The following is a 21,788-nucleotide window of genomic DNA, read 5'->3' on the forward strand; positions in this document are numbered from 1 at the left end:
AACTGCAGATAATTTTTCTTCAAATGTATATTTAGCCATAAAAAAACTGCACCTCCAATTGTTGTTTGTGTGTCCAACAATTGGGGTGCAGTTCATTTCTAATCAAGCGTTTTTGTGTGTTAATTCAATTGCAAATATTAGTAGTAAAAGCACTACGAAACCATATGCTATTTGTTTTGTGATTTTAAGTTTTCTCCACGGTAAGTGAACTACTTATTCTAAAGCCAACCTTTTTATTTTTCCTCTGGTGGATATTCCCCATATTTTTCACCGTAAAATCGGTTATAGCGTTCCTTGAATTTATTGTATACGTAAGTTACAAGTACTCTTATAATAGCATAGCCTGGTATTCCGAGAATTACGCCAAGAAGCCCGAATAGATTACCCGCGATGAGTAAGACAATAATGATTGTTAATGGGTGAATCTTCATTGTTCTTCCCATGATATTAGGCGATATCAAGTTACCCTCTAGGAATTGAACAATGACCCATACGATGGCAAGTTTTAACAGCATGAATGGAGAATTTACAATCGCGATAATAACTGCAGGGATTATAGATAGTGTAGGACCTAGATAAGGAACAACACTTAGAATACCTGCCAGAATAGCTAATGTAATTGCATAATCCAAACCTATGATTAAATAACCAATGTACAAGAGGATACCGATACACGATGCGACAATGATTTGTCCCTGAATATAAGATCCAACCTGAGCATCCATATTGTTTATAATTTGATTCACGTCACCACGGTATTTCGGTGGTAATAATTTTAAGAAATAAGCCTTAAAACGATCCCCGTCCTTTAATAAAAAGAATAGGATAATCGGAAATGTAACAAGTGCCACAACAAAATTAGTAACGGTGCTTGCAAAGTTTCGTACTCCTGCAAATGCATCGACAATATATGAGCCTATAATACCAGGAATATTACTGAAATTTGATACTACCCAGTCATAGGCCTGATCATAGTAGGGAGCTAGGAATGAATTCTGTACCCATTCATTTAAACCGAGCCATAGCTGTTGTACATATTCTGGAAATGTAGAAATCAAATCGGTAATTTGTTTTTCGATTGCTGGTGCTATTAATAGAATTAACCCAGTTAATAAACCAGTAATACCAATGATGATTATAATAATTCCCCAAATACGCTTGATTTTTATCTTTTCTAGTAAATCAACAATAGGATTTAACAGATAAAATGCAATAAATGCTAGAATAATTGGGGGTGTAATGGTTGATAGGATAACAAACACCGGGTTAAAAACAAATGATACTTGATCATAAATAAATATCATTAGTCCGATTAAAATCAACACGGATAGAACGAAGACGATATTTTTTCCCCCGAGGAATTTAATAAAGCGATTATCAGAATTCATGTAGTGGGTCTCCTTTTTATTTTTATTATAGAGGAAGGAGGTGAAATATTCCATTTCTAGATGATGATACCTCTTGGGCTTTAGTGAAAAGGTCTAATGGATTAATAATAAATTAAGTATAAAGTCCTGTTGCTGATTAGATTGACCCAAGTCTATTATGAAAAGGTAATCATAAAATAAGGGACGTGTCATGAAAATGAATGGAAAAAGGTTATTAATCGTAATATTGACTGCATTTATTTTTGCTCTAGCTGCTTGTGGTGATACCAAAGATGAAGAAAAGACTGCTAAAGAAAGTGAAAAGACAGAAGAAGCATTAGGAGATAACACGGAGCAAGAAAACCAAACGGAGGGTGAAGTAGTTGAGGAAGAGGAGGAATCAGAAGATGTTTCCTTTGAAGTGGATGACTCTACTGCACCTGAAGATCAAGGTGACTTAGCTGTTTGGTTTGAGGGAGATTTTAAGGTTGAAGGCAATAAAATTTTACTTTCAGGTAAAACGAATTTGCTGCCAGAATCACAACTAGCTTTAAATACGGATTCCGTAGATGGCATAATTATTGGTGGAAATGGATTTGGTAAAGTTGAAGGCACTGGGGATTTTGAACTGGAAGCAGGAGTTCCAGATGACTTCAAAGGCGTATTACATATTGAACTTTCATTCGAATCGGGTAACCAAGCGGAAGAAATTACAGAGCATTATTCTGAAGGTATAACAGGCAATTTTGCAAGGGTTTACTATGATTCATATGAGGACGAAGTATTAAGTAAAGCGACCTTCCATAAAACAATCGTATTTGATGGAGAAGAGCAAACCTTTGCCATCGAAGCACCAGAATGGAATATTCCTGACGACTTAGGAGATGCGAATGTCTGGATTAATCCGAGCGTAGAAAAATTTGAAGATTATGTAGTGATAAACATCGAAAGTAATTTGGTAGAAGAAACATTTATTCGTGCAACTGGTAGTATTCCAAACTATATTACGACAGGATTTAATGGTACAGCTTATACCAACCCTGATGGGTCTGCAACTATTTATATTAAGGATCCAGAAAAGGATGATAGAATAAAAGATTTAGAGAAGTACGATATCAAATTAGAGGTGGACCCTGCTGATGGTAACAATGGTAAGCAGGTAAAAGAAGCATATGGGGAAATGGGTGACAAGCTATTAGGTGATCTTGTTGTGGAACAAGGGGAAGGAAAAGCAATTAATCAAAAGATTACTATTACCGCGGAATAGTAATAGTTCTGGATGACTTAATTTAAGCAATATCCTCAAAAGTTTGTTATACTTTACCTATGTTAAGAGTAAAATAACATTAGATGATATACATGATAGATAAAGGGATTCTAAGGAAGGATAGCTTTCAAGGAATCCCTTTCTACAAAGCAAATTTATCTCTGTGTATGTGTTTTTAAGGAGGATATACCAGCTTGAATGATGTAGTGAAATTAGAAAAAGAAGCTATGAAGATGCTGAAAGAGACGAGCAGGACTTTTTATATACCGATAAAGCTTTTAAAACCAACATTACGTAAAACAGTTGGAGCTGCCTACCTATGTATGCGTGCGATTGACGAAATAGAGGATCATGAAGAACTAGAGCCGGAAACAAAACAGCAGCTATTACGTTCTACTAGTGAACTATTAAAGAATAATTTTAGTGTGGAAGCCTACGAGCAATTGATTAAACCATATGAGGAGAAATTACCAGAAGTAACGAAGCGACTTGGTGATTGGATTGCCTTCTGCCCAGATGACATCGCTCCCAAAGTGAAAGAGTCAACAAGTGTAATGGCTAACGGAATGGCTGATTGGGTGGAAAAGAACTGGCAGATTCGTACAGAAGAAGATTTAGATGATTATACGTATTATGTTGCTGGTCTCGTTGGTGTAATGCTTTCCGACATTTGGCGTTGGTACGATAATACGGATACTGTTCCCGAGTTAGCTATTGGATACGGACGAGGCTTACAGGCTGTTAATGTGTTGCGCAATCAAGATGAGGATGCGGAACGTGGAGTTAAGTTTTTCCCGGATAATTGGAGTAGAGAAGACATGTTTGCCTATGCAGAAGCTAACTTAGCTAAAGCGGATGAATATATGAAATCCATTAAAACCAAAAATATAACCCTATTCTGTAAAATTCCACTTGCACTAGCACATCGGACATTAAATGCCTTGAAAAGCGGTAAAGAAAAAATGTCTCGAGAAGAAGTGGAATCAACAGTTAATGATATTTTAAATAGTTAAGGAAATTAACACGGTGATTAACCGTGTTTTTTTCTTGCAAATTTGATCTTATAACTATTTTTTACCTCATTTCAACCACGATTTCAACTTCAAATGATGTATGTCGTCCTCTTATTCTTCATTTATCCCAATGAAGGTTTCCTCAGTAAGCAGTGCTCCTCAGAAAATTCATGAGATAAAAAGAGACCGCTTGGGCCTCTTCATTCTAATCTTATAATGGATAATAACTCTATTATGAATGCTTATGAAAGAGTGCTTTTATGGCAAGGTGTATAATTGCAATTGCAAAAACAATAATGACAATTCCACCAACAAGTACTAGAATGGTTTTAATTTGTGGTGTCACAAGTGCTGAGGTTGGTACTCTTGATAAAGCAAATCCAGCTAAAATAGCTGCCAGATATAAGCCTACTATTTTATCCCACACAAAAATCCCTCCTTCCACTGTATTCTATGCAGAAGGAGGTAGACTTGTTCGTAACAATTATATTAAACTAGTCGATTAAACACACGTCTAATAGCATTGGAAAGAAGCGATTCTGTTTAAGTCAATTCCAAAGTAGACCCAACGATTACGACGCCACCTAAAGCCAGCAACAGAGTTTCGTCCAACAAAGGTTGGAAAGAACCAGAAAGAGTTACCGTTCTCTAGCCAAATGAAGGTGAAGCGAAATAGGCATCCTCTGATTGCTCCTGGATCAACTGCAAATGCCTGAAATTGCGATTGCTGCGGTGTAAAGCTTGGTGGTGGTGTATTTGGTGCACCTTGCTGACCTCCACCGGGCTGTCCGGGAAAACCCCCTCCAGGAAAACCAGGTGATTGACCAGGAAATCCAGGGAAACCACCTGGAAACTGACCTCCTCCTGGGAAGAATCCACCTGTCTGTCCACCTCCAGGGAATTGCCCTTGATTTCCAAATCCAGGTAAATTAAATTGTCTCTCATCATCATTATATGGTGGTTCAAATTGATTCAATTCGTATTCCTCCTTAAAATGTATTCCATTTACTATATGGGGAAATTAACTAGGAGGGGAGTCTATTTGGTAAGAATGGGCTAGTCAATAGATTATTTTTTATAAATGAGTGATTACTCACTTTACAAAAATGACAACGCAATGTATATTAAGTGTGAGTAATCACTCACTATTGAGGGGGTTGTTCTATAAATGAACAATATTTGTGTATCGGTAAAAAATGTAACGAAGCAATTCGGGAAGCATGTTGTTTTAAAAGATATCAATCTAGATATTTTGGAAGGGGAGATTTTTGGGTTGCTTGGTCCATCGGGAGCTGGAAAAACCACATTGGTAAAAGAACTTTCAGGATTAGATACTCCTACTTCAGGTGAAAATACTGTTTTAGGTCAAAAGATGCCGATGTTAAACGTAATTAACCGAATTGGTTATATGGCACAATCAGATGCGCTTTATGAGGATTTATCTGCAAAAGAAAATCTTCAATTCTTCTCTAGCTTATATGGATTAAAAGGAATAAAACAGCAAGAAAGAATTCGCGAAGTTATGAAACTAGTTGATTTAACTGATCATATTAATAAATTGGTTTTCAACTACTCTGGTGGGATGAAACGGAGGTTATCATTAGCAATTGCACTTCTTCATGAACCAGAATTATTAATACTAGATGAACCAACTGTTGGAATTGACCCGGTATTACGTAAAAAGATTTGGGATGCATTTTATCAATTAAATGAAAAAGGTACAACAATCATTGTAACAACTCATGTAATGGATGAGGCAGAAAAATGTGATCGCCTTGGCCTGATGCGTGAGGGCTCTTTAATTGCAATAGGCACTCCGACTGAATTAAAGCAAGATACGCATTCATCTTCCATTGAAGAGGCATTTCTGGTGTACGGAGGTGAAGTAAATGAGGATTAAAGCGTTAACGGTACGAATCTTAAGGCAAATTGTTCGGGATAAGAGGACTTTGGGAATGTTAATTTTTGCACCAATTTTAGTGTTGACCATGCTCCATCTTGTTTTTAATGGAGATAATTATGTTCCGAAAGTAGGGCTTGTTGAAATTCCTGATGCTATAGAGAAAAGCACGGATTTGGGTGATGCGGAAATCACGAACTATGACAATGGAACTGACGCAGAAAAGGATTTAATTGCACAGGAAATAGATGGATATTTGACTTTTTCAGACGGAAAGCCAGTTATCTATTTGGAAGGCAGTGACCCAACTAAAAATGGGGAAACATTAAGATGGATGCAATCTACTTTTGTTAATATACAGAAATCTCCTCTAGAGGAGCTAGAGGTAAACTATTTACATGGTTCAAGTGAGATGGGACAGTTTGACTATTTTGGACCAGTGTTATTAGGGTTCTTTGTGTTCTTCTTTGTATTTATTATTGCAGGTGTCTCCTTTATTCGGGAACGAACTACTGGAACATTAGAACGTTTACTATCCACACCAATGCGTAAATGGGAGATAGTTTCTGGGTATGTAATTGGGTTTGGAATTGTCACCATGATTCAGTCCACCATTATTGCTGCGTATACTATTTATGTTCTTGATATGATGATGGAAGGCTCATTTTTTTATTTGCTTTTAATTATCCTATCCCTATCATTTACTGCATTGACATTAGGGATATTAATTTCATCGTTTGCAAATAACGAGCTACAGATGATTCAATTTATCCCGGTTATCGTCGTTCCGCAAGTATTCTTTTCGGGATTGTTTAATTTGGAAACCATTTCTAATTGGCTAAGTTGGATTGGACCGATTACCCCACTTTATTATGCAGCAGAAGCACTGCGAGATGTGATGGTTAGAGGTTTTGGGTGGAATGAAATATATTTGGAAATATTCGTGTTGCTTGGTTTTTCAATTTTATTTATGATTCTAAATATCATTGCCCTCAGGAAATATAGAAAAATATAATGTTCCTTCCAATTGCATCTAATATCAGACTTACCGTATGATAACGATATAGCTTATCCATCTGATGGAGATAAGAGGAGATAGACATTGTTTACTAATGATCAAAACCTAACGGAAAAACAAAAGGGAATATTAGCTGCAGCAACGGATTTGTTTGCCGAAAAAGGATATGCCGCAACATCTACTAGTGAGATAGCTAAGAAGGCAGGTGTAGCCGAGGGAACAATATTCCGTCATTATAAATCGAAAAAGGATCTGTTACTAACCATTGTTTCGCCAACGTTGATTAAAGTTATCGGGCCATCGGTGAAGAAGGATATAAACAAGGTGTTGGATAAGGAGTTTAGTACTTTTCAAGACTTTATTCGAGCGATGGTTTCGAATCGGATTAAGTTTGTTAAGAACAATATTCCGTTGATTCGGGTTGTTATTCAGGAATTGCCGTTTCATGAAGAGTTAAAGAAACAAGTAATTGAACATATTGGTAAAGAGGTCTTTGAAAGGTTGAGAGAAATTGTCCGACATTTCCAAGCCAGAGGACAGATTATTGACATGCATCCAGATACCATTATTCGTGTGGTAGCTTCATCTATATTTTCTTATATCATCACAAGTTATGTGATTTTACCAGAGGTTGAATGGAATGAAGAAGTAGAGATTGAGCGGATAATTGAAGTATTATCAAATGGAATAGCCAAAAGATAGGTAGGAGTTAAGTCCCTACCTTTTTTCATGCAAACTATTTTTTTAAAAACGATACTAGCAAATAGTTGTAATATTAGATAAGATAAAAAACATATATAAAGTAGTTACAAGTTAACGAGACTATAGGGGATTGTGATTCAGATGGAAGTTTTATCTATACATAATTTAGAGAGACAAGAAAAAGATGTATTATTATTTCCTGCTATTAATTTAGCGGTAAATGCAGGAGAAGTAGTGGCCATTCATTCTAACCTTAATATTCGAGTATCATTATTGAAGATGTTTCTTGGAAAACTGCCATTAGGAAAAGGTGAGATAAAAGTTGTTGGAAATAAGCTAGAAAAACGTCAAAAGATAAGTGACTATCAATTAGGGATAAGTTTTTTTGAGCAGGAACTTTATCAAAGGTTATCCGTACAGGATAATCTAAAGTTTTATTCCCAGCTTTATAGTTCATCACAATCTATTGATAATGTTTTAATGCTAACACAGCTAAATACACTGATAAATAAAGCTGTTCATAAACTAACCTTCTCTGAAAAAAGAAGAGTGCATTTCGCTAAAATATTACTAGAAGATCCTTTTCTTTATATTTTTGAAGAGCCAGAGTTAAATGTTGATTTAGAGACCAAGCGGGTTTTTTTAAATGTTCTGGATCATATCAAAGAAAAAGGCAAATCTGCCCTAATTTTAACTGGAAATATGGAAAATGCTATTACCGTGTCGGACGTGGTTTATCGTCTAGATGATGAAGGACTGCATCAGGTTGAGATGCTAGATGAAGTAGCCCCAACAGTTGAAGAAGCAGAAGAGGTTCCTGATAAAGAAGAAGAGGACACACCTATTACGGTTAATTTTAATAAAATTCCTACCAAAATAAATGAAAAAATTGTTTTATTTGATCCACCAGAGATCGATTATATTGAAAGTAATGATGGACAGTCTAATGTTTTCATAAAAGGTGAAGCGTTTCCCAGTACTTTCACAATGAATGAACTGGAGGAACGTTTAATGCCATTTGGATTTTTCCGGTGCCACCGTTCTTATATTGTAAATCTCCAAAAAGTTCGAGAGGTCATTACATGGACAAGAAATAGTTATAGTTTAGTTTTGGATGATAAACCTAAATCAACTATTCCATTATCGAAAACCAAAATGACGCAATTAAAGGAAATGTTGGGCCTAAAATAAGCTCCATTCAACCCGAAAATTACTCTTTTCACGAGATTTTTGCTGTCAAAACCCTTATTATGTCCTAATCTAAGGGTACAACGAAAAAATAATCACCACGGAGGAGTAAAATGGAAAATATTATTGAAGTGAAAAATTTAGCAAAGGTTTTTGGAAACCAAGCAGCATTAGAAGATGTCAATTTTAACGTAAAAAAAGGAGAGATAATTGGATTTTTAGGACCGAGTGGATCTGGGAAAACAACCACTATAAAAATATTAACCGGTCAGTTACTACAGACTTCTGGAGAAGCTTCTGTATTCGGTGTAAAAAGTTCTGCTTTAAATAAAGGCTCTTTTCGACAAAGAATAGGAGTGCTCTCTGATAATAGTGGCCTATACCAACGTCTTTCCATTGAAGATAATTTGAAATTATATTGTGACTTATATCATGTACCATTGAAAAGAATGGATGAGGTTTTGGATTTAGTTAACCTAGGAAACGAGAAGAAGAAAATTGTTTCTAAACTTTCAAAAGGAATGACGCAGCGTGTACTACTAGCGAGAACCCTACTTCATGAGCCGGATTTATTGTTCCTGGATGAGCCAACATCAGCTCTGGATCCTGCTAACTCACAGCAAATCCATGAAGGGCTGCGCAGGTTAAATGAAAAAGGTACAACAATTTTCTTAACCACTCATGATATGAGTGAAGCGGAAGCACTTTGTAATCGAGTGGCGTTCCTTCACAAAGGGAAAATTCAATTATTAGATGAACCAAAAACATTACGCAGGCAGTTTGCTAATGGTAGTGTAAAAGTAGAATTGAAGAATGGTAACGTAGTAAGCATTCCTAACGGTGCTGAAGGTGCAGACGAACTTTATCAGTATATGTCCAAGAATGAAGTAGTTTCTATTCATTCCGACGAACCAACATTAGGAGATATTTTCGTACAAGTTACAGGGAAGGAGTTATTAGTATGACATTATCATGGAAGCGAATTTACGCGATTTTACAAAAAGACTGGAAGGATTTATGGAGAAATTACTTTGTAAGCTCTATTATACTTTTACCGATAGTGATGGCTGTATTTTATAGCAAAATGATGGATCAAACAATTGATTTACATTATATGATTATCAACCTTACATTGGCATCTGTTACAGCATTTATTCAATGTGCAGTAATTGCAGAAGAAAAGGAGAAGCATACACTAAGAGGATTAATGCTTTCACCAGCATCGGTTACCGAAATTCTTATGGGAAAAAGTTTAGTAACCATAGTACTATCTGTTTTAACTCTAATTATTTGTGCTTATATCACAGGATATAACCCTACCAATATCATCATGATAGCTATTGCTTTAATTATTTCTATGGTGTTCTACCTAGCGATTGGTACAATTTTAGGATTGATTTCTAGAACAATAATCGAAGCATCCTTTATCATTATGCCAGTTATCTTTTTATTTGGTTTTGGTTCTATGCTAATGGGATTAGTTGAAAGATACCCTGCACTTTCTTTTGTAGAGTATCTACCAAACATTCAACTAGTAGAGTTTGCATATAAGGTAGAAGAGGGAGCAGGCTTTGCTGATTTATGGAGTTATTTAGCAGTCATCGCAGCCTGGGCTGTCGTGGGTATTGTTTTATCTGGAGTCGTTTATAAGAAGCGAGAATTGGATGAGTAGAATATAATAAGAGCGTCCGCTGAAGGACGCTCTTATTAATTATTTTCCTAATTCATTATCCAAAAACGCATAAAAATCTACCCACTCATCAATCAACTTAGAGGTAGGTTTACCTAATCCATGACCAGCTTTTGCCTCAAGTCGCAACACAATAGTTGAATCCTGATCAGCTTTCTCCATTAAGGTTGCTGCAAATTTCTTAGCATGTGCTGGAACAACACGGTCATCACTTTCCGCAGTGGCTATCAACACAGGAGGGTACTTCACTCCGTTCTGAATATTATGCAGTGGTGAATATGCATAAAGGAATGGGAATTGCTCTGGATTATCGGCACTACCGTATTCCGGAATCCAGTAACGGCCTATGGTGAATTTGTGATAACGCAGCATATCAATAACTGGTACACGGCATAAGACAGCACCATATAAATCTGGTCTTTGCACCATACAAGCGGCAACTAATAGTCCACCGTTTGAACCACCCATAATGGATAGATTTTCTTTACGCGTATAGTTGTTATTTATTAACCATTCCCCAGCAGATATAAAATCATCAAAAACATTTTGCTTATTTTCAAGCATTCCAGCTCGATGCCATTCTTCTCCGTATTCTGTACCACCTCGAAGATTCGCAACGGCATAGATACCACCTTTTTCAAGCCAACGAAGAAGTGCGGGATTAAAGGCTGGTGTCATGTTGATATTAAAACCACCATAGCCATATAAAATGACGGGGTTTTCTCCATCTAATTCGATGCCTTTTCGATGGGTTAAGAACATTGGAACTTTGGTACCGTCCTTTGAAGTGTAAAATATTTGACTGGTCTCATATTCTGATGTATCAAAAGGTATTTCAGACTCAGCAACTACCTTTAATTCCATTGTTTCCATGCTGTAGTTATAGATAACCGTTGGACTTAAGAAAGATGTAACACCAAAATAAATTTCGTTTTCATCTTTACTCTTAGTAATATCTGTTAAAGAACCGAGGATAGGCAGCTTAATATCATGAGAGTATGTGCCATCAAGATTATATATTTTGAGTTGGTGGTGAGCATCGTGTAACAATCCAATAACTAACTTATTATTTAATGAGATAACAAAATCTATGACATCTTCTTGCTCTGGAATAACTTCTTTCCAGTTGGATGGGTCTGGTTTATTGATATCTACCGCAATAACTTTCCCATTTGGGGTATGTAAGTCAGTCTTGAAGTAGAAGATCGTTTCTTGGTTTGTTACATATAAGTACTCCGCATCGGCTTTGTCTAACAGACGAATGAACTTTTCACTGGAGTTAATTGGTCTATAATAAAGACGATTTTCGGTAGCTGTTCCTAAATAAACATATAAACAAATATAATTTTCATCATCACTGATAAAGGATGAAAACATTAGCTCTTTATCCTCGGGTTGCTCGTGAATCAGCTCATCAGCTTCTTGTGTATTGCCTAATTTGTGGAAAAATACTTTGTGATAGTTACTCTCATCCTCTGGTGCTACACTACCCGGTTCAGGAAATCTGCTATAGAAAAACCCAGCATTATCCGGTGCCCAAGTTATGCTAGTAAATTTAACGTGTTGGATGTGATCATCTAAGTTCTTACCAGTGGAAAGGTCGTGAACTCGTATTTCTTGCCAATCACTTCCATGCGTTGAAGTAGCATATGCTAGGTATTTTCCATCCTTGCTAAAGGAATAATTCGTCATGGCAACTGTTCCGTCTTCGCTGAAATTGTTTGGATCTAGTACAACGACTTCCTTATCGTCTTCTTTTCGGAAAAGAACTGCTTGGTTTTGCAAACCGTCATTTTTTTGATAATAAAGTTTTCCTTTAACTTTTTTCGGGACAAAATACTTTGGAAAGTTCCAAAGTTCTTCTAGTCTCTTACGGTCAGCCTCTTTTGTGTTTGATCCAGAGAAATACGTAGTGCATTTTTCTCCCATCCAGTTACTCCATTCTATTGATTCACTAGAAGTCGGATCTTCTAACCAGCGATATGGGTCACTTACTTTTGTTCCATGGTAATCTTCTACGATGTTATCTTTTTTTACGGTGATCAATTATGAATCCCTCCTGAAATTGTCTTATATATAATATTCGAGAAATATTCCCTATTTCCTTTTAATAATAGGAAAATATTTAGCTATTAAATAATAATTGAAACTTTTGTGGAATATAGACGTTATAGGTTAATAAAGATACAATAAATGCAGGAAAGTTTAGAGGAGGAGATTAAAATGGCAACAACAGAAGACGATCGTTTGTTTGCAATGCTGTTATATGTATTAAGTTTTCCATTACCTGTACTAGGTCCACTATTAATATGGCTGTTAAAGCGAGATAACTCAGATTTTGTGGATTTTCATGGGAAAGAGTATTTCAATTTTATTATTTCATTCACAATTTATAGCATTGTAAGTAGTATTTTAATGATTATCCTAATTGGCTTTGTATTAATTTTTGTCGTTGGGGTTGCAGCATTAGTTCTGACTATACTTGCAGCTGTAAAGGCATTTCAAGGAGAGGCATTTAGAATGCCATTGGTTATTCGGTTTATACAGCAGTAAAGGGAAAACGTTCAAGTAGGAGTAACTGCTTGAACGTTTTCTTATTAATGTATTATTTAGCCATGATTTTTCCTTGTAGTAAATCCCGCTATAGCCTAAAATTATTAAGATTAATAGTAGTATTTTTACGATGAAAAGGACAATTTGATAAGGTTGTTTCATCGTCACGTAAGAAGTACTGCTTCCATTCGTAGTTATCCGCTACACCATAACTATTGAGATCAGGATGCACTTCGATAGAATCGTAGTCCATAAGCCTTTTTCTAACACGTTCTTTTATTTTCCTTGCTCGATTTTTTGATTTATTAAAAGTTTGCAAGACCCATCTTGGGGTAATTGCAAGCATCATTGTTTCAAAATGTCTGCTCCTGCGATTCTTATGTTCTGGGGTTGCACAATACATGAAATATCTTTCTCCGTGAAAACAGAATTCCCAAATTGGATGATTGGCTTCAACAGGAATATCCTCTGGCCATTCTAATTTATCAACCTCAGTTAATTGAATTAGTTGTTGCCAAAATAATTGCTCATACTCCTCGACTGAATATGCCTTTTTAATCTCTTCTGGAAGTTGATAGAAAATAATTAGAGAAGTGTAATCCCCGAATTCATTCGATTTTTCTGAGTAAACTCTTAATAAGAATGCCAGTTCGTTTACGGTTGAATTTTTTCTTGGATCCCCAATAATAAATCCGTAGCGTAGTTGATTCGTTGAAAATCCAATTGTAGCAGGGATACAAGGGAATGGATTTCCCTTATCTTTTATTTTTAGTTCAAATTTTTCCAGTATAGCTCTTTCCAATTCGTTTAAATTATTTCTATTAGACGGACTGTCTTTATATAATGTATTCATTCGAATCACCTCCATAGGCTCTCTATAATGTATTCAGCCTAGCAGGTAATTGGTGAAATTCTGAATTGATAATGGGCTCATAAGTTTAGTCGGAACGAACTGTTACAAAACAAAAAGGACTTACCCAATAGAATAAGGGTTTGAGTTAAGTGGAAGAAGAGAGGATGATAAATTATCCTTATTTAAAAAGGATAGAGGTGAGAGAAATAGAGAAAGGGAATGATGTAATGAAAAGAATCAATTTATTCCTCTTGGCTGCAGCTGCTATTATGATTGTTTTTGTTTTTAAAAATATTTATGATAAGCAGGATCAAGTTATTTACGTAGCTATAAATGGAAATGATCAAAATACTGGTACAAAATCAAAGCCGTTTCGCACACTAAATAAAGCGGCGTCAGAAGCAAATGCCGGGACTACCGTCCTCATACGAAAAGGAAACTATAATGAAAAGCTTGTTGTTAAACATAGTGGCACCAAATCAAAACCAATTACTTTTAAAGCCTACAACAAGGAGAAGGTTGTTCTTAGTGGGAAGGACCTAAAGGATGTTGAAGGGGATACATCTTTAGTTACGATAAATAATAAAAACTATGTGACCATAAGTGGACTAATTATCCAGGATTTATCAACTGATTTAGCAGATGAGACAGTAATGGGGATTTATGTAACAGGCTCTAGCAATCATATTACATTAGAAAATAACACTGTACAGCGGATTGAAACCCATGCAGATGATGGGAATGGCCATGGAATCGCTATATACGGAACTGGCAAAATGAAAGATATAAATATTTTGAATAATACGTTGGAAGATTTAAAACTCGGTTCAAGTGAATCTCTTGTTCTAAATGGAAATATTGACGGTTTTACAGTGGATAATAATATAGTTCGACGAAGTGATAATATCGGGATTGATCTGATTGGTTATGAAGGCACCTCTAATGATAAAAAAGTAGACTATGTGCGAAATGGTATAGTGAAAAATAATCAAGTTTATGAAATATCCTCTTACGGCAACCCATCTTATGGAGAAGATTATTCTGCTGGCGGAATTTATGTAGATGGTGGAAAGAATATAACCATTGAAAAGAATACCATTTATAAAAGTGATATTGGAATTGAAGCAACCTCTGAGCATGTTAAAAAATACGCTGATAACATTAAGATAATAAACAATATTATTTATGACAACTTTTACACTGGGATATCGATTGGTGGGTATGATAGAGATCGGGGAGGTACGATCAATTCTACTATCTCTCAAAATATTCTTTATCGAAATGACACGGAGGGGCTAGGTGGGGGACAGCTTTTATTACAACATGATACAAAAAACAATGTGATAGAAAGAAATATTTTATCTGCTGGACCATCGCGGATTTTTATCGCCAACTATTTTACAACCAATCAAGAAAATAAACTACAAAAGAATGTATTTCACAAAGAAAAAGGAGAGACGGGTATTTGGATATGGAAAGAGGAAGAATATACATCTTTTCATGAATTCAAAAAAGCTTCAAAAAGTGATGAGAAATCCAGTTATTTAGATCCAAGATATCAAAATGCAAACAATTATGATTTTAGGCTGAAAAAGGATTCGCCTGCAAAGAAAATTGTAGACTAATTTTGTATTCTAATAATTTAGCTCTTTTGATATTTCTAAACAACTACAAGCCATATAAAAATAAAAGGACTCAATCCCAATAATAACAAGGGTTTGAGTCCTCTCTGTATCAGTGGAGCATAGCGGGCTCGAACCGCTGACCTCTACACTGCCAGTGTAGCGCTCTCCCAGCTGAGCTAATGCCCCGTAATATATACCATTATTATAGTCAATTTAGGAATAATTTTCAATCCTATAAGACTGTTAGTAAAATAGAAGGTGCAACATATTGGAAAAAGAATACGTCTAATTCTATAGTGAAAAGTATAATGTTTTAGTAAGGGCATTTTTATAAATTTCATGAAACAGTAATGATGAGGTGCTATCTTGAATTTTTATAAATTGATGGAAGAACAGAGAAATAGTAATTACACCTATCTGAATGAAAGAGTAGCTGTACGAAGCGTTATTTATATAAAAGACAGCGTCTTGTTAGTCCATTCAAATCGGGGCTATTATAAGTTTCCAGGCGGCGGTGTTGAAGAAATGGAAAGCCGTGAAGAATCACTAATCAGAGAGATTAGAGAAGAAACCGGTTATGTTAATTGTCAGGTGAAATATAAAATTGGAAGAGTTATGGAGAGAAGGATAGATGAATATGATAGTAATGCCTTGTTTCAAATGACTTCCCATTATTATCTTTGTGAATTGATAGATGAGTATAAAGTTAATCAGGAATTAGATGATTATGAGCATGAAGAGCAATTTACACCTGTTTGGATCGAGCCAGAGGTAGCAATTAAGCAAAATCAAAACATTATTGATCAGCTAGACCAAAACAGCTTTCTTAGGAGAGAAAACTATGTTCTCCATCAGCTAAATCTAATCATGAAACGGAACCAAGATAAGCAACCGTAATCTATCATTAAACTAGAGAAGGGACGATTACATGAAAAAGTATTTTAAGTTTATAAGTCTATTGTTTATCCTTCTCGTCATAATAGGTACAATTTGGATGGGGAAAAATTTTCTATCAACACAAACAACTTTTTTTGCAAAAGATACACAGCAAATGGAGCGATTTCCAATTGACAAAATTGGTAAGATAAAACCAGATCCGCCCATCCTATTTGTAAAGAAGACTATCCAGCATGCAAAGGAAGGTAAGGTTCCTGATATTCCAGTTATAGCTGGTGATTCTTTAGTTAGTGAAGTGAAATCTAATTTTGGAGAACCTGAAAGCTCAATTACTGCAGGTGACGGGATATATATCGGTTATGAAGATGGTACAGTTAGTTTTGGATATAGCGACGATACTATCTTTGATGTTCGATCCTATCGGAAAGAACTAAAGGATATACACTATGGAGACATCATCCAGGCTGCTGGAACAGCTGATGAACAAAGGTATTACAAAGATGATCAAGTAGACCAAATCATTTTGGTATATCATGTAAATGAAATTTACCAGCTAAAATGGATTTTGCCCAGACCTTCTGATAATGATCCAAATCCAGTAGTTCATCATATATCTGTATATACAAAACCTACTGATTCAGAGGAAAAGGAACCGAGTTTAACAGAATCCTTGACCCTTGATGAAAAAATAGGTCAAATGATTATAGCCGGAATTGAAGGAACAACACCGACACCAGAAACAATTAATTTAATTGAGGACTATAAGGTTGGGGGTATTATTTTCTTTAGTGATAACTTAACGAGTTATAGTCAATCAAGAAATTTTATAAATGGAATAAAACAAATCAATGCTACCAATAAAATTCCGTTATTTTTATCAGTTGACCAAGAGGGAGGACGTGTTAGAAGGCTTCCTGGACTTGAAGAACTCCCAACAAATAAGGAAATTGGATTAAGAAATGATCCAGAGCTCTCGTATCAAATTGGTACTATTTTAGCAAAAGAACTCCAGGCTTTCGGCATGAATATGAACTATTCTCCGGTTATGGATGTAAATAGTAATCCAAAAAACCCAGTCATTGGTGATAGAGCTTTTGGAGATGAATCTGAGCTTGTTAGTAAACTTGGAATTCAAACGATGAAAGGGATGGAGGATGAAAATATAATTCCTGTCGTCAAACATTTCCCAGGCCACGGAGATACATCGGTTGACTCACATTTGGAGTTACCACGTATTGATAAAAGCTTAGCTCAACTTTATGATCTGGAATTAATTCCGTTCATCGATAGCATTCATGAGGGAGCAGATGTTGTTATGGTGGCTCATATACTATTCCAACAATTAGATGAGGAATATCCATCTTCCATGTCTAAACCAATTATTACAGGTTTGCTAAGAGATGAGTTGGGCTTTGAAGGTGTAATCGTAACGGATGATATGATGATGGACGCGATAGAGAATCATTATGAGATTGGAGAAGCCGCTGTCCAATCAGTTAAGGCAGGTAATGACATCATTTTAATTAGTGAGCATTATGAAGATATTGTTCGATCATTTGAAGCGATAAAGGCTGCTGTACAAGATGGTGAAATTAGTGAGGAACGTATTGATGAAAGTGTTGAGAGAATTATAGAATTAAAGGAAAAATATCATGTAAACGATGATCCGGTTAAATACCAAGACATCCAGCTGATTAATGAGCAAATTAAAGAGTTATTCCAATAGGGCTGTTCATATGAGCAGTCCTATTTCATATATCCCCATTTCATGCTTAGAATTAAAGAAAATACATTAAATCTTTATAAAATAATGCTTATTTGAGTCTTTAGTCTGGAATTGAAGTCCTAGGCAATTACTCCCGTTTTTTGAAAATTCATAGGGAAATGGTAGTGAAAACTTCCAACTTTACAAAAACTACATGGAATCAGAAAGTTTATTGTGCTATTAATGATATGTAAGATGCAATTTTTGGTCTACGATTCTATGAAAAAGTGGAGGGTAAAAATGAAAAAAGCATCGATTAGAAAGTTGTTCAACCTATTTCTTATTTTTGCGCTAATTTTCGCCAATACACCGTATGTATTTGCGGGAACAGCAACTAGTAATGATGAAACACTTGCCGACGATTTATTTATCTCGGAATATGTAGAAGGTAGTTCATTTAACAAAGCAATTGAGATTTATAACGGTACTGGAGAAGCGGTTAATCTATCAAACTATACACTAGAGTTGTATAGCAATGGTGCTTATTCACCGAGTCAAACAGTAACATTATCAGGTGTACTAGAACATGGTGATGTTTTCGTATTGGCACATGCAAGTGCTAGTGAAGCGATTCTAAACGTTGCTGATGTAACGAACAATGCCGTTATAAACTTTAATGGTGATGATGCGGTTGCGTTAAAGAGCAATGGTGGCTTACTAGATGTACTCGGAACAATTGGAGAGAGACCAAACTTTGGTACGGATAAGACCTTAGTAAGGGATTCCTCTGTAATAGCTCCAAGTAACGTTTACAATGAATCACAATGGGTTAATCAAGGCAAAGATAATTTTACATACTTAGGATACCATGAAATGGATGGTGTAAATCCGGGTGAACCAGGTGACCCTGAAGATCCAGTAGAACCCGGAGAGGTTTCTCCGATTGTTGATATTCGTAATTTAGCAGATGGTACGGTCGTGACAGTGGAAGGTGTTGTAACTGCTGACAGTACTGCTATTAGTAATGTAGGTCAGTTTACTACGTATATTCAGGATGAGTCTGCTGGTATTAATCTATTTGCCTATCAAAAAGGGGACTTGCCAAGCTTATCTAAAGGAGACAAGGTGCAAGTTGTTGGAGAGCTAGATTCCTATAATGGATTGAAGGAAATTATTCCAGCATCTATTGAAGTAATAGCACAAGATCAACCTTTACCTGAAGCACAAATAATTACATTAGAAGACTTAACTAATCCTGCTATTGCAGAATCTCTTGAAGGACAATTAGTCCAAGTTAATGCGTTTATTAATAATATTCCTGCGAGCCCTGCAGGTGGAGGATATAATGTCTCCCTAGTTGATGCGGATTTCAATGGAACAACTTTACGTGTTATGGAAAATGCTTTAGATATTTCACAAGTAGAATCAAATAAGTGGTATGACATTACAGCTATAGTTAGCCAGTATAATGACTATCAATTAATTCCAACAGAGCAAGCGGATATCCGTTTGGCTGCTGAACAACCAGATCCTCCATCTGCAGCAGGATACTATGAAACTACTGTTGCAAGCATTACAGATGGGGATACTATCCGTATTGTAACTCCGGTATTTGGTGAAACAAGAGTACGTTTCTTAAATATGGACACTGCGGAAACATATAATGCACATAATAATGATCCAGCTCGTGCTGAAATTAATCAAAACCAAAAGTACTATGGTGAACTAGCAAAATCTTATATCACTGAATTAATTCAGCCAGGTGATGAAATCTTATTAAAAATCGGCGAAGAGCCTACAGATGATTATGGACGTATTTTAGCTGAAGTTATTCGTAAGGATGATAACTTAAATATTAATCTAGAAATGGTTGCTCAAGGTTATGCCTCTACTTATTTCCTTGCACCAATTGATGAAGAGGCTTATCCAGTTTATCAAGACGCTGTTAGAGAGGCAAAAGCGGCTGGATTAGGAATTTGGAATCCAGAAAATCCTCTACTCGAGCTTCCGTTTGTGTTCCGTGCTTTTGATGATAAAAAAGGTTTATTACGATATGTTGGAAACTCCGACACAATGGAATATGTTGTACCACAAGATTGGGAGACCGTTCCAGTTGATAAACGTATCTTCTTCACTAGTCCTGAAGAAGCTGAATCTTATGGCTTTGTACCATTTGGTAGCATAGATCCGAATATTTTAGAAGTACAATTATTAAGCATGAATGATCTACATGGAAAAATTGATCAAGAGTATATGATTGATCCTGATGGTGATGGTACTTCTGATATGTATGGTCGTATGGATTATACTGCTACAGCGATTAAAGAACGTGAGGCACAAAATCCGAATACGCTAATCGTACATGCAGGTGATATGATTGGTGGAAGTTCTCCGGTCTCCGGACTTTTACAGGATGAGCCAACAGTTGAAATTATGGAAGAAATAGGATTTGATGTTGGTACAGTTGGGAACCATGAATTTGATGAAGGACTGGATGAACTACTTCGTATGGTAAATGGTGGAGAGCATCTAGAAGGTAAGGGGACAGAAGGCTATGATGGCATGAATTTCCCAGTACTTTGTGCAAACTGTGTTCACGAGGATACGGGTGAAACATTCTTAGATCCTTACTATATTGCAGAAGTTGATGGTGTTGAGATTGGTTTTGTGGGAGTAAACACAGTAGAAACTGTGAATATGGTAATGCCTGCTTCTTTAGAAGGTGTAGCATTTACTGATGAAGCGGAAGCAGTCAATGATGCAGTTACGGAATTAAAGGCACAAGGGGTAAAATCCATTGTTGTCCTCGCACATATGCCAGCATACCAATCCGGAAAAAGTGCAACAGGTGCTGCGGCTGATTTAGCTAATACAATAGATGATGAAGTAGATATTATTTTTGCAGCACATAACCATGCTGTAAATAATGCGGTAGTGGATAATAAGTTAATAGTTCAAGCAAATGAATATGGAAAAGCTTTTGCAGATGTAGATGTACAAATTGACCGTACAACTGGTGATATTATTGCTAAAGAGGCAGAAGTTGTATTTGTTAAACAGAGTGACTACACGCCAGACCCAGTAGTAGCTGAAACATTAGCATTCTATGCTGAAGCCATTGCACCAATTATTAATGAAGAGGTTGGATATAACGCACAAGACTTAACTGGTAGCTACACAAATGACAGCGACCACGGTCTTGGAAACCTTATTGCAGATGGTATGAAATGGACAATGGGTAGTGACTTTGCGATGCAAAATGGTGGAGGAATCCGTGACGTATTACTTGCTGGTCCGATCACTTGGGGTGAGCTTTACAATATCTTACCATTCGGGAATACGTTAATGACGGTTGAAATAACCGGTGCAGATCTTTACCCAATCTTAAATGAGCAATTATCTCAATACGGTTCAGATTACAGTATTGCCGGATTCCATTATACATTCAATCCAGAATTACAACAGGTTGTAGATATCACACTTTCAGATGGGTCACCTATTGATATGGATGGTGTATATACCCTAACTGTAAATAACTACATGGGGACCTCTGAGGGTCCAATTAAGGATCTTGGTCATAACCCAGAAATGGGTCCTGTAGATGTCGATGCGATGGTGGAATTTGTTAAGAGCTTAAATAGTTCCGAAGAAAATCCAATTGTATATGGACCAGAAGGAAGAATTGCCACAACAGATGAAATTCCGGGTGAGGAGCCTGAAGAACCTGAAATTGTTGAAGTTCCTGTTAAGCAAAATAATGGAACAGCGACTGTTCATACAAAGGATTTAGAGGCTCTTGAATATGGTGCTCATGCTCTGATCAATATTTATAATAGAAGTAAACCAAGAAGTCTATTGTTGAATAAAAAGCAAGTTGAAATATTGAAAGAAAAAAATGTAACACTAGTGGTAACGAATGGAACTACATCTAAAACATTTGTTATGGTTGAGGTAAGAGACAGGATTTTAAAGGTTAGTTTAGAGGATTAAGAATGATAGGGTATCTCCCC

General features: G+C 36.1%; 18 protein-coding genes and 1 tRNA gene. 13 read left to right on the top strand and 6 right to left on the bottom strand.

Translation table 11 applies throughout. The features are described 5' to 3' along the window. Positions 1-233: 233 nt before the first annotated feature. Positions 234-1,388: an AI-2E family transporter gene (locus TY11_RS01585; RefSeq protein ID WP_081755789.1), complete on the bottom strand. Its 1,155-nt coding sequence runs from the start codon at positions 1,386-1,388 to the stop codon at positions 234-236. A 190-nt stretch (positions 1,389-1,578) separates the two neighbouring features. On the opposite strand from TY11_RS01585, the gene TY11_RS01590 reads away from it, so the two are divergent. Together TY11_RS01590 and TY11_RS01595 are read left to right on the top strand one after the other, a co-directional pair. Then, positions 1,579-2,634: a hypothetical protein gene (locus tag TY11_RS01590; RefSeq protein ID WP_042142205.1), complete on the top strand. Its 1,056-nt coding sequence runs from the start codon at positions 1,579-1,581 to the stop codon at positions 2,632-2,634. A gap of 194 nt (positions 2,635-2,828) precedes the next feature. Then, positions 2,829-3,647 (top strand): squalene/phytoene synthase family protein, encoded by an 819-nt coding sequence (locus TY11_RS01595; protein WP_042142207.1) that lies wholly within the window; start codon positions 2,829-2,831, stop codon positions 3,645-3,647. 232 nt (positions 3,648-3,879) lie between these two features. Here TY11_RS01595 and TY11_RS01600 read toward each other — a convergent pair whose 3' ends face one another. Next, positions 3,880-4,074 (bottom strand): hypothetical protein, encoded by a 195-nt coding sequence (locus tag TY11_RS01600; RefSeq protein ID WP_042142209.1) that lies wholly within the window; start codon positions 4,072-4,074, stop codon positions 3,880-3,882. An 87-nt stretch (positions 4,075-4,161) separates the two neighbouring features. Further along, complete coding sequence (locus TY11_RS01605; RefSeq protein WP_042142211.1) at positions 4,162-4,623, bottom strand: hypothetical protein; 462 nt, start codon at positions 4,621-4,623, stop codon at positions 4,162-4,164. A gap of 192 nt (positions 4,624-4,815) precedes the next feature. Between TY11_RS01605 and TY11_RS01610 the strand changes: the two genes are divergently transcribed. The 6 genes from TY11_RS01610 (at position 4,816) to TY11_RS01635 (ending at position 10,127) form a co-directional block, all read left to right on the top strand. After that, a complete protein-coding gene (locus TY11_RS01610) occupies positions 4,816-5,547 on the top strand; it encodes an ABC transporter ATP-binding protein (RefSeq protein WP_042142213.1) in 732 nt (243 codons plus the stop codon). Next, the gene (locus tag TY11_RS01615) at positions 5,537-6,562 is read left to right on the top strand and encodes an ABC transporter permease (RefSeq protein ID WP_042142215.1); all 1,026 of its coding nucleotides are present in this window, start codon (positions 5,537-5,539) and stop codon (positions 6,560-6,562) included. The genes TY11_RS01610 and TY11_RS01615 overlap by 11 nt, the downstream gene beginning before the upstream one ends. Positions 6,563-6,649: 87 nt before the next feature. After that, positions 6,650-7,267 (top strand): TetR/AcrR family transcriptional regulator, encoded by a 618-nt coding sequence (locus TY11_RS01620; RefSeq protein WP_042142216.1) that lies wholly within the window; start codon positions 6,650-6,652, stop codon positions 7,265-7,267. A 141-nt stretch (positions 7,268-7,408) separates the two neighbouring features. Further along, positions 7,409-8,458 (top strand): LytTR family transcriptional regulator DNA-binding domain-containing protein, encoded by a 1,050-nt coding sequence (locus TY11_RS01625; protein ID WP_042142218.1) that lies wholly within the window; start codon positions 7,409-7,411, stop codon positions 8,456-8,458. A 110-nt stretch (positions 8,459-8,568) separates the two neighbouring features. Next, entirely contained in the window at positions 8,569-9,420 is an 852-nt protein-coding gene (locus TY11_RS01630; protein WP_042142220.1) for an ABC transporter ATP-binding protein, read from the top strand. Beyond that, positions 9,417-10,127: an ABC transporter permease gene (locus TY11_RS01635; protein ID WP_042142222.1), complete on the top strand. Its 711-nt coding sequence runs from the start codon at positions 9,417-9,419 to the stop codon at positions 10,125-10,127. The genes TY11_RS01630 and TY11_RS01635 overlap by 4 nt, the downstream gene beginning before the upstream one ends. Positions 10,128-10,166: 39 nt before the next feature. Here TY11_RS01635 and TY11_RS01640 read toward each other — a convergent pair whose 3' ends face one another. Beyond that, a complete protein-coding gene (locus TY11_RS01640; RefSeq protein ID WP_042142224.1) occupies positions 10,167-12,191 on the bottom strand; it encodes a prolyl oligopeptidase family serine peptidase in 2,025 nt (674 codons plus the stop codon). Positions 12,192-12,368: 177 nt separating this feature from the next. Here TY11_RS01640 and TY11_RS01645 point away from each other — a divergent pair, with 177 nt between their 5' ends. After that, entirely contained in the window at positions 12,369-12,698 is a 330-nt protein-coding gene (locus tag TY11_RS01645; protein WP_081755790.1) for a DUF4870 domain-containing protein, read from the top strand. Positions 12,699-12,786: 88 nt separating this feature from the next. Here the strand turns inward: TY11_RS01645 and TY11_RS01650 are convergent, their stop codons facing one another. Then, positions 12,787-13,551 carry a YqcI/YcgG family protein gene (locus TY11_RS01650; RefSeq protein WP_042142228.1) on the bottom strand — a complete coding sequence of 255 codons (765 nt, stop codon included), beginning with the start codon at positions 13,549-13,551 and terminating at the stop codon, positions 12,787-12,789. Between the two features lie 227 nt (positions 13,552-13,778). Between TY11_RS01650 and TY11_RS01655 the strand changes: the two genes are divergently transcribed. After that, on the top strand, positions 13,779-15,176 hold the full coding sequence (locus TY11_RS01655; RefSeq protein ID WP_052345693.1) for a right-handed parallel beta-helix repeat-containing protein: 1,398 nt from the start codon (positions 13,779-13,781) through the stop codon (positions 15,174-15,176). A 113-nt stretch (positions 15,177-15,289) separates the two neighbouring features. Here the strand turns inward: TY11_RS01655 and TY11_RS01660 are convergent. Next, positions 15,290-15,362: transfer RNA gene (locus tag TY11_RS01660), tRNA-Ala, on the bottom strand. A gap of 180 nt (positions 15,363-15,542) precedes the next feature. Here TY11_RS01660 and TY11_RS01665 point away from each other — a divergent pair. The 3 genes from TY11_RS01665 (at position 15,543) to TY11_RS01675 (ending at position 21,768) form a co-directional block, all read left to right on the top strand. Next, positions 15,543-16,073, top strand: coding sequence for an NUDIX hydrolase (locus tag TY11_RS01665; protein ID WP_052345687.1), 531 nt, complete (start codon positions 15,543-15,545; stop codon positions 16,071-16,073). A gap of 31 nt (positions 16,074-16,104) precedes the next feature. Beyond that, positions 16,105-17,799, top strand: coding sequence for a beta-N-acetylhexosaminidase (gene nagZ / locus TY11_RS01670; RefSeq protein ID WP_042142230.1), 1,695 nt, complete (start codon positions 16,105-16,107; stop codon positions 17,797-17,799). 279 nt (positions 17,800-18,078) lie between these two features. Then, a complete protein-coding gene (locus tag TY11_RS01675) occupies positions 18,079-21,768 on the top strand; it encodes a 5'-nucleotidase C-terminal domain-containing protein (RefSeq protein WP_042142233.1) in 3,690 nt (1,229 codons plus the stop codon). Positions 21,769-21,788 lie beyond the last annotated feature (20 nt).

This window comes from Paucisalibacillus algeriensis (genome assembly GCF_000577245.1).
Classification (GTDB): Bacteria; Bacillota; Bacilli; order Bacillales; family Amphibacillaceae; genus Ornithinibacillus.

Bases quoted from the DNA above. Each gene is read 5' to 3' on its own strand.
- TY11_RS01675 (WP_042142233.1), top strand. From the start codon at position 18,079: ATGAAAAAAGCATCGATTAGAAAGTTGTTCAACCTATTTCTTATTTTT.
- TY11_RS01590 (WP_042142205.1), top strand. From the start codon at position 1,579: ATGAAAATGAATGGAAAAAGGTTATTAATCGTAATATTGACTGCATTT.
- TY11_RS01615 (WP_042142215.1), top strand. From the start codon at position 5,537: ATGAGGATTAAAGCGTTAACGGTACGAATCTTAAGGCAAATTGTTCGG.
- TY11_RS01655 (WP_052345693.1), top strand. From the start codon at position 13,779: ATGAAAAGAATCAATTTATTCCTCTTGGCTGCAGCTGCTATTATGATT.
- TY11_RS01630 (WP_042142220.1), top strand. From the start codon at position 8,569: ATGGAAAATATTATTGAAGTGAAAAATTTAGCAAAGGTTTTTGGAAAC.
- TY11_RS01635 (WP_042142222.1), top strand. From the start codon at position 9,417: ATGACATTATCATGGAAGCGAATTTACGCGATTTTACAAAAAGACTGG.
- TY11_RS01585 (WP_081755789.1), bottom strand. From the start codon at position 1,388: ATGAATTCTGATAATCGCTTTATTAAATTCCTCGGGGGAAAAAATATC.
- TY11_RS01645 (WP_081755790.1), top strand. From the start codon at position 12,369: ATGGCAACAACAGAAGACGATCGTTTGTTTGCAATGCTGTTATATGTA.
- TY11_RS01625 (WP_042142218.1), top strand. From the start codon at position 7,409: ATGGAAGTTTTATCTATACATAATTTAGAGAGACAAGAAAAAGATGTA.
- TY11_RS01610 (WP_042142213.1), top strand. From the start codon at position 4,816: ATGAACAATATTTGTGTATCGGTAAAAAATGTAACGAAGCAATTCGGG.
- nagZ (WP_042142230.1), top strand. From the start codon at position 16,105: ATGAAAAAGTATTTTAAGTTTATAAGTCTATTGTTTATCCTTCTCGTC.
- TY11_RS01650 (WP_042142228.1), bottom strand. From the start codon at position 13,551: ATGAATACATTATATAAAGACAGTCCGTCTAATAGAAATAATTTAAAC.